This is a genomic window from Neisseria basseii (assembly GCF_962707005.1).
GTDB classification, from domain to species: Bacteria; Pseudomonadota; Gammaproteobacteria; order Burkholderiales; family Neisseriaceae; genus Neisseria; species Neisseria bergeri.
On the sequence record NZ_CAUIXH010000014.1, the window covers coordinates 1 to 12,434 of the forward strand.

General features: G+C 53.8%; 13 protein-coding genes and 1 riboswitch. Of the genes, 5 read left to right on the forward strand and 8 right to left on the reverse strand.

Going from position 1 to position 12,434, the window contains the following annotated elements:
• Positions 1-496: 496 nt before the first annotated feature.
• From Q9I99_RS07865 to tldD, 8 genes are all read right to left on the reverse strand, one after another.
• Complete coding sequence (locus tag Q9I99_RS07865; protein ID WP_003686929.1) at positions 497-721, reverse strand: SlyX family protein; 225 nt, start codon at positions 719-721, stop codon at positions 497-499.
• On the reverse strand, positions 722-2,110 hold the full coding sequence (locus Q9I99_RS07870) for a Na+/H+ antiporter family protein (RefSeq protein WP_301668268.1): 1,389 nt from the start codon (positions 2,108-2,110) through the stop codon (positions 722-724).
• Positions 2,111-2,195: 85 nt separating this feature from the next.
• Positions 2,196-3,017 carry a peptide chain release factor N(5)-glutamine methyltransferase gene (gene prmC / locus Q9I99_RS07875; protein WP_301668267.1) on the reverse strand — a complete coding sequence of 274 codons (822 nt, stop codon included), beginning with the start codon at positions 3,015-3,017 and terminating at the stop codon, positions 2,196-2,198.
• 428 nt (positions 3,018-3,445) lie between these two features.
• On the reverse strand, positions 3,446-4,300 hold the full coding sequence (locus Q9I99_RS07880) for an amino acid ABC transporter substrate-binding protein (protein ID WP_301668266.1): 855 nt from the start codon (positions 4,298-4,300) through the stop codon (positions 3,446-3,448).
• A gap of 73 nt (positions 4,301-4,373) precedes the next feature.
• On the reverse strand, positions 4,374-5,105 hold the full coding sequence (locus Q9I99_RS07885) for an amino acid ABC transporter ATP-binding protein (protein WP_263339965.1): 732 nt from the start codon (positions 5,103-5,105) through the stop codon (positions 4,374-4,376).
• 1 nt (position 5,106) lies between these two features.
• Positions 5,107-5,775: an amino acid ABC transporter permease gene (locus Q9I99_RS07890; protein ID WP_301668265.1), complete on the reverse strand. Its 669-nt coding sequence runs from the start codon at positions 5,773-5,775 to the stop codon at positions 5,107-5,109.
• Positions 5,765-6,424 (reverse strand): amino acid ABC transporter permease, encoded by a 660-nt coding sequence (locus Q9I99_RS07895; protein WP_301668264.1) that lies wholly within the window; start codon positions 6,422-6,424, stop codon positions 5,765-5,767. Before Q9I99_RS07895 ends, Q9I99_RS07890 begins: the two co-directional genes overlap by 11 nt.
• Positions 6,425-6,571: 147 nt before the next feature.
• Positions 6,572-8,014, reverse strand: coding sequence for a metalloprotease TldD (gene tldD / locus Q9I99_RS07900; protein WP_301668263.1), 1,443 nt, complete (start codon positions 8,012-8,014; stop codon positions 6,572-6,574).
• Between the two features lie 116 nt (positions 8,015-8,130).
• Positions 8,131-8,235: riboswitch (TPP riboswitch) on the forward strand.
• 64 nt (positions 8,236-8,299) lie between these two features.
• On the opposite strand from tldD, the gene cytX reads away from it, so the two are divergent.
• The 5 genes from cytX (at position 8,300) to thiS (ending at position 12,369) form a co-directional block, all read left to right on the forward strand.
• Entirely contained in the window at positions 8,300-9,535 is a 1,236-nt protein-coding gene (gene cytX / locus Q9I99_RS07905) for a putative hydroxymethylpyrimidine transporter CytX (protein WP_301668262.1), read from the forward strand.
• Positions 9,532-10,632: an FAD-dependent oxidoreductase gene (locus Q9I99_RS07910; protein ID WP_301668261.1), complete on the forward strand. Its 1,101-nt coding sequence runs from the start codon at positions 9,532-9,534 to the stop codon at positions 10,630-10,632. Before cytX ends, Q9I99_RS07910 begins: the two co-directional genes overlap by 4 nt.
• 21 nt (positions 10,633-10,653) lie before the next feature.
• Positions 10,654-11,277, forward strand: coding sequence for a thiamine phosphate synthase (thiE, locus tag Q9I99_RS07915; RefSeq protein WP_301668260.1), 624 nt, complete (start codon positions 10,654-10,656; stop codon positions 11,275-11,277).
• 135 nt (positions 11,278-11,412) lie between these two features.
• Positions 11,413-12,060, forward strand: a complete 648-nt coding sequence (locus tag Q9I99_RS07920; protein ID WP_301668259.1) for a DUF4304 domain-containing protein — start codon at positions 11,413-11,415, stop codon at positions 12,058-12,060.
• 114 nt (positions 12,061-12,174) lie between these two features.
• Positions 12,175-12,369, forward strand: coding sequence for a sulfur carrier protein ThiS (thiS, locus tag Q9I99_RS07925; protein ID WP_003708858.1), 195 nt, complete (start codon positions 12,175-12,177; stop codon positions 12,367-12,369).
• Positions 12,370-12,434: the final 65 nt, after the last annotated feature.

Consider the following 12,434-nt stretch of genomic DNA (forward strand, 5'->3'; position numbering starts at 1 on the left):
AATTTCTTTAAAAAAAAAAAAAAAAAAAAAATAAACTTACCTTATAATTGCAGTTGTTTTAGCAATGTCTGTTTCGCAGACTCATTGAGTAAGACGTTTTCCCCGTAATGTGTTTGGCCGTCTGTCCCCTTTGGGTTCGGACGGCTTTTTTTTGGCTGTGTTTGAATACCCGGTTGGTTTTATCTGTTTGCAGCGGGGGAAGCCGCTCATTGCCGTTCGGACAAGAATCGGTTTCATCGGATAAAAGGCATTTTGTCCGACTGATTAAAGTTATAGTGGATTAACAAAAACCGGTACGGCATTGCCTCGCCTTAGCTCAAAGAGAACGATTCTCTAAGGTGCTGAAGCACCAAGTGAATCGGTTCCGTACTGTTTGTACTGTCTGCGGCTTCGTCGCCTTGTCCTGATTTTTGTTAATCCACTATATATCTTAGGTTTGCACCGGCGGAATATTCAAACACAGCCTTTTTTAAGGAAATCCGGATACGGCGGCGCATCAATAATGCGGCGGAATCTCGTCGCGCAGGGAATACGGCTCTTGCGCGTCGGGATTCCTGTCCTGCATTTTTTGATACAGCAGCCTCAACTGAGCCTGCTGCAAATCCAGCGTCTGCCGCAATTCCGCCACCATCGCGTTCAGGCCGGAGATTACGTCCTCCTGAAGCGCGGTTTGGATTTCCAGTTCGACAATACGGCGTTCCAACTCTTGAACCGCGTCCATTTACAGCACCATCGCGGCAATCCAGCCGGCAATCAGCAGCGGGATGTTGTAGTGGATGAAGGTCGGGATGACGGAATCGCGGATGTGGTCGTGCTGCCCGTCGGCGTTCAGCCCCATCGTCGGGCCCAGCGTGGAATCGGACGCGGGCGAACCGGCATCGCCCAACGCCCCCGCCGTGCCGACGATGGCGACGGTGGCAAGCGGCGAAAAACCCAAACCGGTACACAAAGGCACATAAATCGCGGCGATAATCGGCAAAGTGGAAAAGGACGAACCGATGCCCATCGTTACCAAAAGCCCCACCACCAGCATCGCCAACGCCGCCATACCTTTGCTGTTGCCGAATATCGCCATACTGCTTTCCACCAGCGGCTGAATATGCCCGGTCGCATTCATCACGGCGGCAAAACCCTGCGCGGCAATCATAATGAAGCCGACCATCGCCATCATCTTGATGCCTTCGCCGAATACGTCGTTTGCCTTGTCGCGGTTGATGACCCCCAACATCATAAATACGGCGAAACCGAGCATCGCGCCCAACACCAGCGAGTCTTCATACATCAACTGTATGGCAAAGCATACGGCAATGGCGGCGGCGGCAACCAGGCTGCGGTAGGCGGACGGCTGCGGACGGTTTGCCGCGTCGGCGTTGCCCGCCGTATCGGCATTGTTGCTTTGGTACAGGCGCGGTTTGCGGTAGTGGACAAACGCCAGCAGGAGTCCGGCCAGCATTCCCAACGCGGGAATCGCCATTGCCGCCATTACGTTGATGTTTTTCACATCAAGCTCCGGAGCGGCGGAATGGATGTTGCCCAACAGGATTTCGTTCAAAAAAATCGCGCCGAAGCCGTAAGGCAGGAACATATAGGTCGTAACCAGCCCGAAAGTGATGACGCACGCAATCAGGCGGCGGTCGATTTTCAGGCGGTTGAACACCAAAAGCAGCGGCGGGACAATCATCGGGATAAAGGCGATGTGGATGGGTATGATGTTCTGACTCATAATGCCCATCACAAGGATGATGGAAAGCAGCAGCCATTTGACCGCACCCTCGCCCGAACGCACGCTGTCGGGCATACCGCCCCGGTTCAGCTTGCGGACGACTGCGCCGGCAAGCTGCTGCGGCAGGCCGGAATGGGTAATCGCCATCGCAAACGCGCCGAGCATCGCATAAGAAAGCGCAATCTTCGCGCCGCCTTCCAAACCTTTGTTGAACACGGGGATAATCCCCGCCTGACTGACCTGTCCCGCCGCATCGGCAATGTTTTGCAGCGGCATACCCGCCACCGCGCCGCCGACAAACGCGCCGACCGTCAGGCTCAATACCACGTGCACGCGCGACAGCGACAGCACCAGCATAACGATTACGGCAACTACGACTGCATTCATTGTTTATCGCTCCAAACCTATAAATGTTTACATATCGAAACACATCATAACCCAATAACGGAAAGCCCGCCAATTTTGCAAACAATTATTTCAAATGCTTCATATACTTCCCCAGCGCAACCCTGTCCAAACCCGCCAAGTCCGGCAGGGTTTCCACTCCTGAAAAACCATTCTCCGCCAACACGCCGCGCACCGCCGCGCCCTGATCGAAACCGTGTTCCAACAACAAAAAACCGCCTTCCGCCAAACGGTCGGGCGCGCCTTGCGCCAAGGTGCGGATGCAGCTTAGGCCGTCTGAAAAGTCGGTCAGCGCGATTTGCGGCTCAAACCGCAAATCGCCTTGCGACAAATGTTTATCGCCGTTTTCGATATAGGGCGGGTTGGACACGATGATGTCCCATTTCCCTTCAGACGGCATATCGGTGTCGAACCACGAACCGTGTGCAAATTCGACCCGCGCGCCCAAATCCGCCGCATTTTTCCGCGCCGTTTCAAGGGCGGGCGTGCTGATGTCGGATGCGCGCACAAACGCATCGGGACGTTCGAGCGCGACGGTTACGGCAACCGCGCCGCTGCCCGTCCCCAAATCCCACACGCGCCCGTTTTCGGGCAGGCGCGCCAATACGGCTTCGACCAAGTGTTCGGTTTCGGGGCGCGGAATCAGCACGTTCGGGTTGACTGTAAAGCGTCTGCCATAAAATTCGCGCACACCTAAAATATAGGCAACCGGCTCGCCGTTCAGACGGCGTTGCGCCAGCCTGTCCGCCCGTTGTCGGACTTCGTCCGGCATTTCTTCCCCGCCCCGAGTCAACAACTGCACGCGCGTATATTCCGAAACATATTGCAGCAGCATTCTTGCTTCATTTTTGGGCAGTTTTGACAAGCCCAACCATTTATCAAACGTCATTTTTCGTCCCGTCTGCCGCCGATGCGGCTCGAACATTTTTTCCGGCTTTGCGGCACGCTGATTCAAAAAATATCATTTTGCATTGAAATTATATAATAAAGAAAAACACCTTATCGCCGTTTCGATACCGTAGGAATTTATCCGAATAACAGAAACGCTCCGCCGTCATTCCCACAAAAACGGTCATCCGGAAACATAAGGCTGAAGCGTTTTATCGGGAATGACGATTTGGAAGTTTCCCGAAATTCAAAAACAGGCAAAAACGGACGAACTTGATTTCCGTACACGCAAGAATGATAAAATAAATAAATAAATAAATAAAACAATGATATAGTTGATTTTTCCTTTGGACTTTCGATATTTTCGGCGGCTGAAAAAAATCCGCACCCGCCTTCAAATACGGATACGGATTTTCTTGTCAAACAAACTTATTCGGCCAACAATTCTTCCGGTTTGACTTTTTCGCCATACACGGGCAAGAGGGTTTTTTCATAGGCGGCTTTCAGACGGCCGTCTTTTTTCATGGCGGCGATTTCGCTGTTGACCCAGTTCAGGAGGTCGGCGTTGCCTTTTTGAACGGCGGGGGCGATAAATTCGGCGGGGCCGAGGTTGCCGATGGCGACTTCAAAATCCGGGTTTTCTTTCGCCCACGCCCACAGCAGGGCGTTGTCGTGCGCGAGTGCTACGCCGCGGCCGTCTTTCAGCGCGTCGAAGGTTTCGGTGTTTTGGTCGAATTTCAACAGCTTGACTTCGGGATGGCTTTTGGTGAAGAAAGCGTCGGCGGTCGTGCCTTTGTTGACCAGCAGGGTTTGGTCTTTCAATTGCGCCACGTCGGTAATCGGTTTGCCTTTGGGGGAAACCACGCCCAACGCCACTTTCATATAGGGATCGGCAAAATCGACGGCTTCGGCGCGTTCGGGGGTTTGGGTGAAGTTGGCGAGGATGAGGTCGACTTTGCCGGAACGGACGTATTCGACGCGGTTTGCAGCCTCGGTCAGGACGAACTCGACTTTGTCGGGGCTGCCGAGCAGGTCTTTGGCCAGGTCTTTGGCGATTTCAACGTCAAAGCCTTGGTTTTTGCCGTTGGCGTCAACATAGCCGAACGGAGGTTTGTCGCCGAATACGCCGATACGGATGACGCCTTTTTCTTTGATGGCGGCAACGGTTGCCGCGCCGCCGCTTTGTGAAGATTGGGCATCGCCGGAGCCGCCCCCACAGGCGGTCAAACCGACGGCGATGACGGCGGAAGCCAAAAGGGCTTTGAGTTTGGCGTTCAGTTTCATTGGGAATCTCCTTTTTGAATGTTTGCTTGGGATGAAATGCCGTCTGAAAGGGGTTCTGACGGTTTGCGGTAAATCAGTAGTCCATGCCTGCCAGAAATTGGCGGGCACGTTCGCTTTTTGGTGCGGAGAAGAAGGTTTCGGGGTCGGACGATTCGACGATGCCGCCTTTGTCCATGAAGACGATGCGGTCGGCAACTTTGCGGGCAAACCCCATTTCATGGGTTACGATGAGCATGCTCATGCCTTCGCGGGCGAGTTCTAAAACCACTTCCAAGACTTCGCGCACCATTTCGGGGTCGAGTGCGGCGGTGATTTCGTCCAGCAGGATGACTTCCGGATTCAGGCACAGGGCGCGGACAATGGCGATGCGTTGTTTCTGGCCGCCGGAGAGTTCGCGCGGATAGGCGTTTTTGCGGTCGAGCAGGCCGACGCGTTCCAACAGTTTGTCGGCTTGTGCCTCTGCTTCGGCACGGTTGCGGTTTTGTACTTTCACCGGGCCTAAGAGGATATTTTCGATGACGGTCATGTGGGCAAACAGTTCATAGCTTTGAAAGACCATGCCGACTTTTTGCCGGGCGGTTTGCCAGGAAACGTCTTTGCCGAATTCGCCGACCCCGTCCATTACGATGCTGCCGCCTTGGTGCGGCTCCAAACCGTTGACGCAGCGCAGGAGGGTGGATTTGCCGCAGCCGGACGGGCCCAGCAGTACGATGACTTCGCCTTTTTCCAAGTCCAAGTCTAAGGATTGAATGGCGGTTACGTTGCCGTATTGTTTGTGCAGGTTGCGGATGCTCAGTAAAGCCATGTCAGTGTTCCCATTTTTGTTCAAGTTTTGCCGCCAGCAGCGACAGCGGCCAGCAACAGAAGAAATACAGCATAAAAATCAGGCCGTAAACCCAAAATGAAGCATTGGGTTGCGTCAGCAGCGAGTTTTCGATGATTTGCTGGCCGACTTTGACGACTTCGATGACGCCGATAAGGGAGGCGAGCGAGCTGGTTTTGATCATGCGCGTAAACAGATTGACGGCGCCGGGCAATACGCGGCGGATGCTTTGCGGCAGCTCGATGTAGCGGAATACCTGCCCGCGGCTTAAGCCGAGTGCCAGGCCTGATTCGACCTGGTGTTTTTCAATCGATTCCAATGCGCCGCGGACCAAATCGCCCATTTCGGCGATGCCCCACATGGTAAATACCCAGACACAGACCCAAGATCCGTCGATGTGGATGCCTGTCCAGACGGATAAGCCGAAATACAGGCCGAACAGCCACACCAAAATCGGTACGATTCGGATGGTTTCGAGATAAAACCGTCCGATAAAGCGGATGAGCCGGTTGCGCGAACGCAAAACCAAGCCGAACAGCGTACCCAATACGCAGGAGGCGGCAACGGAGGCCAGGGAAATCTGTGCCGTCAGCAACAAGCCTTCGCCCAAGCGTGCCGCGTTTTGTCCTTCAAACAGCCAGTCAAACACCATATTTTGCACTCCGTACGCGGTTTTCGGCCCAGCGCGCCAGAAGCGAAACGGGCAGAAGGATGATCAGGTAGCTGGCAAACAGCAGGAACAAGGCTTCGTTGGTTTTGTAGTCCATGCCGATGATGTCTTTGGTAACGAACAGCAATTCCGCAATGCCGACCGCGCTGACGATAGATGTTTCTTTCATCAAAAACAATACGTTTGCGCCGATGGCGGGAACGGCGACCGCCCATGCCTGAGGCAATTCGACATAGCGGAATACTTGAAAGCGGCTCAAACCGATGGCCTTGCCCGCTTCGATCTGCCCTTTGGGGACGGCCAGAATACCGGCGCGGATGGCTTCCGCCATGTAGCTTGCGCCCAAGAAAACCAGTGCGATCACGCCGCAGGTGAAACCGTCCCATTTAATGCCCATTTTCGGCAGGCCGTAATACAGGAAAAACAATTGGATCAGCAGGGGCGTATTGCGCGACAGCTCGATATAGGCGCGCGCCAATGCGTAGAAGGGGCGGATGCGGTATGCCGTTACCACGGCGATGGGCAGGCCGAACAGCAACGACAAAACAACGCCGTAAACGGACAATTCCAGCGTCAGCTTTGCCGCATCAGCGAATTTGGGTACGGCATCGATTAAATAAGGCCAGTTCATCAGAATCAGAAATCAGCTTAACGAAAGGCGGTATTTTAATGAACTTGTAAGATAATGTTAAAGAATGCTTGGGAATATCAAACATCAGAAAAAAGAATAAGGCGATGCCGTCTGAAGGCTTCAGACGGCATTTCGTGTTGGTCTGTTTCAGATTTCGCTACCGCCGACGGTCAGTCCGGCATCAATCCGCAAAGTCGGCTGCCCTACGCCGACAGGGACGCTCTGCCCTTCTTTGCCACACACGCCGACACCGCTGTCCAGCGCAGTATCGTTGCCTATCATCGAAACGTGTTTCAGCACTTCGGGGCCGTTGCCGATAATGGTCGCGCCTTTGACAGGGTATTGCAGCCTGCCGCCTTCCACCCACCACGCTTCGGACGCGCTGAACACGAATTTGCCGCTGGTAATGTCCACCTGTCCGCCGCCGAAGTTGACGGCGTAAATGCCTTTGTCGATGGACGCGATGATTTCGTCGGGTTCGTAGCCGCCATTTTCCATAAAGGTGTTGGTCATGCGCGGCATAGGAACGGAGGCGTAGCTTTCGCGGCGGCCGTTGCCGGTCGATTGCGTACCCGTCAGGCGGGCGTTGGTTTCGTCCTGCATATAGCCGACCAAAATACCGTCTTCAATCAATACGGTGCGGCGGGTTTCGTTGCCTTCGTCGTCTATATTGAGCGAACCGCGTCTGTCGGCAATATCGCCTTGATCCACAACGGTCACGCCTTTGGCGGCGACGCGCTCGCCGATTCGGCCGGAGAAAACGCTGGTTTCTTTGCGGTTGAAATCGCCTTCCAAACCATGTCCGACCGCTTCGTGCAGCAACACGCCCGGCCAGCCGTTGCCCAAAACGACGGTCATCTCGCCGGCAGGCGCAGGACGGGATTCTAGATTGGTCAGGGCTTGTTTGACGGCGGAATCGACAAACTGCCGTACCAAAGTTTCATCGAAATACGCCAAATCATAACGTCCGCCGCCGCCCGCGCTGCCCTGTTCGCGCCTGTCGCCCTGTTTGGCGATGACGGTAACGTTCAGGCGCACCATCGGACGAATATCCGCAGCGTGTTTACCGTCCAAACGGGCGATGTACACCATATCGTATTCGCAGGTCAAACCGGCCATCACTTGCACGATACGCGGATCGGCGGCTTTGGCCAGCGTTTCGACTTTGTTCAACAACGCGACTTTGGCAGCGGAATCAAGGCTGGCAATAGGATCCATCGCCATATGGACAGGCTTGCCGTAGGCAGGTGTCGGCACTTTGACGCTGGCCTCGCCACCGGCCGCACCAATCACGCGGACGGCGCGGGCGGAACGGTTGATCGAATCGATACACAGGCTGTCGGCGTAGGCAAAAGCAGTTTTATCGCCCGAAACGGCACGCACGCCCACACCCTGATCGATTTGGAAGCTGCCCGATTTGACGATGCCCTCTTCCAAATGCCAACTTTCATAGGCGGTGCGCTGACAATAAATGTCGGCATAATCGACATGGTTGGTGCCGATAATGCTCAGGCTTTGGGCAAGCAAATCGGGAGAAAGATGGTTGGCTTCGAGCAAATCTCGCTGTACGGCATAATAGGTTTGATGCATGGTGTCGGGACATAGAAGATCAGTGGGCTGATTATACGGCATTTGTTATTAAAATGTATCGTACCGCCTGAAATGTAAGATTTTTGCCAACATCCCCTGCTTTTGTGTACACTTAAAGCTCCTTGTCGGAGTGCTGCCCGCCGGGCGGCTGAGATTGCGAAAGCAAAATCCGTAGAACCTGTCGGGGTAATGCCTGCGTAGGAAACAAACCTTCCCTGCCCGTTCGGGCTTCCGTTCCCTTTCCGCACTTCCCCGCCCACCTTCCTTCTTTTTAAAGGACGTCATATGTCGGGCAATATTTCACAACAACCTTCGTCTGCCGCCTCCGCTGCCGGCATCGGGCTGATTTGGTTCGGCGCGGCGGTATCAATTGCCGAAATCAGCACGGGCACACTGCTCGCCCCCTTGGGCTGGCAACGCGGTTTGGCGGCACTGCTGCTCGGCCATGCCATCGGCGGCATATTGTTTTTCGCGGCGGCATATATCGGCGCATTCACGCAAAAAAGCGCGATGGAAAGCATACGCCTGTCGTTCGGCACAGGCGGTTCCGTCTTATTTTCGGCGGCGAACGTGCTGCAACTGGTCGGCTGGACGGCCGTCATGATTTATTCGGGTGCGGCGGCAAGTTCCGCACTGGGCAAAATGCTCTGGCAAAACGGGTCGTTTTCCTGGTGGGCTTTTGCCAACGGCGCGCTGATTGTCTTGTGGCTGATTTTCGGCGCACGCAAAACAGGCTGGCTGGAAACCGGTTCGATGGTGCTGATGCTGTTGGCGGTTCTGTGGCTGAGTGCCGAAGTCTTTTCCACGGCAGGCAGCACCGCCGCACAGGTTTCAGACGGCATGAGCTTCGGAACAGCAGTCGAATTGTCCGCCGTCATGCCGCTTTCCTGGCTGCCGCTGGCCGCCGACTACACACGCCAAGCACGCCGCCCGTTTGCGGCAACCCTGACGGCAACGCTCGCCTATACGCTGACGGGCTGCTGGATGTATGCCTTGGGTTTGGCAGCAGCGTTGTTCACCGGAGAAACCGATGTGGCAAAAATCCTGTTGGGCGCGGGCTTGGGCATAACGGGCATTCTGGCAGTCGTCCTGTCGACCGTTACCACCACTTTTCTCGATGCTTACTCCGCCGGCGTAAGTGCCAACAATATTTCCGCCAAACTTGCGGAAACACCCGTCGCCATTGCCGTCGCCGTTGTCGGCACACTGCTTGCCGTCCTCCTGCCCGTTACCGAATATGAAAACTTCCTCCTCTTGATCGGCTCGGTATTTGCGCCGATGGCGGCAGTTTTGATTGCCGACTTCTTCGTCTTAAAACGACGTGAGGAAGTAAAAGGCTTTGATGTTGTCGGACTGGCCTTATGGCTGGCCGGCTTCATTCTCTACCGCTCCCTGCTGTCGACAGGCTGGGAAAGCAGCATCGGCCTGACCGCGCCCGTAATGATTGCTACCGCCATTGCCACCGTATCGGTACGCCTACCGTTTAAAAAATCATCCGACATACAAAGGAACCCGTCATGACCCGTATCGCCATCCTCGGCGGCGGCCTCTCGGGAAGGCTGACCGCACTGCAACTTGCAGAACAAGGTTATCAGATTGCACTTTTCGACAAAGGCACTCGCCAAGGCGAACACGCCGCCGCCTATGTTGCCGCCGCCATGCTCGCGCCTGCGGCGGAAGCGGTCGAAGCCACGCCCGAAGTGGTCAGGCTGGGCAGGCAGAGCATCCCGCTTTGGCGCGGCATCCGATGCCGTCTGAACACGCACACGATGATGCAGGAAAACGGCAGCCTGATTGTGTGGCACGGACAGGACAAACCTTTATCCAGCGAGTTCGTCCGCCATCTCAAACGCGGCGGCGTAGCGGATGACGAAATCGTCCGTTGGCGCGCCGACGACATCGCCAAACACGAACCGCAACTCGGCAGACGTTTTTCAGACGGCATCTACCTGCCGACCGAAGGTCAGCTCGACGGGCGGCAAATATTGTCTGCACTTGCCGACGCTTTGGACGAACTGAACGTCCCTTGCCATTGGGAACACGAATGCGCCCCCGAAGACCTGCAAGCCCAATACGACTGGCTGATCGACTGCCGCGGCTACGGCGCAAAAACCGCGTGGAACCAATCCCCCGAACACACCAGCACCTTGCGCGGCATACGCGGCGAAGTGGCGCGGGTTTATACGCCCGAAATCACGCTCAACCGCCCCGTGCGCCTGCTCCATCCGCGCTATCCGCTCTACATCGCCCCGAAAGAAAACCACGTCTTCGTCATCGGCGCGACCCAAATCGAAAGCGAAAGCCAAGCTCCCGCCAGCGTGCGTTCAGGGTTGGAACTCTTGTCCGCACTCTATGCCGTCCACCCCGCTTTTGGCGAAGCCGACATCCTCGAAATCGCCACCGGCCTGCGCCCCACGCTCAATCACCACAACCCCGAAATCCGTTACAGCCGCGAACGCCGCCTGCTTGAAATCAACGGCCTTTTCCGCCACGGTTTCATGATCTCCCCCACCGTAACCGCCGCCGCCGTCAGATTGGCAGTGGCACTGTTTGACGGAAAAGACGCACCCGAACGTGATGAAGAAAGCGGCTTAGCGTATATCCGAAGACAAGATTAAAGCCGTCTGAAAGGACACCCTATGACCTCCCCCCCCTTGAAATCCCCGCTCAAATTCTACGCCGTCGTTCCCACCGCCGATTGGGTGGAGCGCATGGTCAAAGCAGGTGCCGACACGGTGCAACTGCGCTGCAAGACCCTGCACGGCGATGAATTGAAACGCGAAATCGCCCATTGCGTCGCCGCCTGTCAGGGCAGCCGTACGCAGCTTTTCATCAATGACCACTGGCGCGAAGCGATAGAAGCAGGCGCATACGGCGTGCATCTCGGGCAGGAAGATATGGACACCGCCGACCTTGCCGCCATCGCCGCCGCCGGTTTGCGCTTGGGTTTGAGTACGCACTCCGTCGCCGAACTCGACCGCGCCCTGTCCGTACACCCCAGCTACGTCGCCAGCGGCGCGATTTTCCCGACCACGACCAAGCAAATGCCCACCGCCCCGCAAGGCTTGGACAAACTGCGCGAATATGTGAAACAGGCAGGCGGCACGCCCGTCGTCGCTATTGGCGGCATCGATTTGAACAATGCTGAAGAGGTATTGGCAACCGGCGTTTCCTCACTCGCCGTCGTCCGTGCCGTGACCGAAGCGGCAAATCCCGAAGCGGTGGTTAAAGCGTTTCAGGCTTTGTGGAATAAAAATAAATAAGATCGTCTGAAAATAATAAAGTCTAAAACCAGACGTACCAGATAATATATTTACAGAGGAATTTATTTTTTATTTTATTCATTTTTATCATATTTTAAAATTTTAAAAAGATACATAAGGAGCAATTTGATAACAATGAAACCAAGAGAGTTATGTGAAAAAGCATGGCAAGAAATAGCAAGCAAATTTCCTGATTTTAAGATAATTTCTAAAGGGCAGAAATTAAAGAGAGTATCTAAAAACAGGGATATTACATTTGAAATCTATTTTCAGGCTGATAGGCACAATTATCAATGTAGCGTGCAATTTATTCCACATATCGCCATTTACTCAAAAGATATGAAAAAGGCAAATATCAATAATGGTTTTATATATGGCGGAGAGTTGGGGAGCTTGATAAATAGAAAACCTTGGATTTGGTGGCAGTTAGCAGGAGCAAGCTATAAATATACGGTAGAGGATGTTAGCAAACTCATAAGGGAGCATATAATACCGTTATTTGACGACTTTGAGGACACAGAAACCAATATTGAAAAAATTATAAATGAGGATATGAATGACTATAATTTATTGTATTACATCTATTATTTTAGCGGAAAAGCTAAGGCGCAGCAGTATTTTAATAAAATAATCAAAAAAGACAAATTAAGAAAAAAGTATATTGGTTTTTATAATTCTTTGAATGAATTACCAAAGGAAAGCATTTCATTAGACATATGTGAATTTAATGGAGATATTATGATTAAATTTGCCTATATTAATGGGATTGAAATAGAAAAATAATAAATAATTGAACATAAAAATATTAATGGACACAAATGTTGCAGGTTCGCTTGCAACCCAACATTTACAAAGGTCGTCTGAAAACCTCTATAAACACCGAAATATCGAGAAACCATGAACATCATCTTAAACGGCGAACCCGCCGAACTCCACGGCACGACCGTTGCCGACCTCATCGCCCAAACCGCGCCGCAACAGCCCTTTGCCGTGGCGGTCAACACCGTTTTCGTCCCCAAAGGCGCGTATGCGGAAACGGTTTTGAACGAAAACGACAAAGTCGATATCGTGCGGCCGGTGGTCGGCGGCTGAATGCCGTCTGAAACCCCAAAGGCACGCCGCCGGCTTTCAGACGGCATCGTATCCCAAACATATCA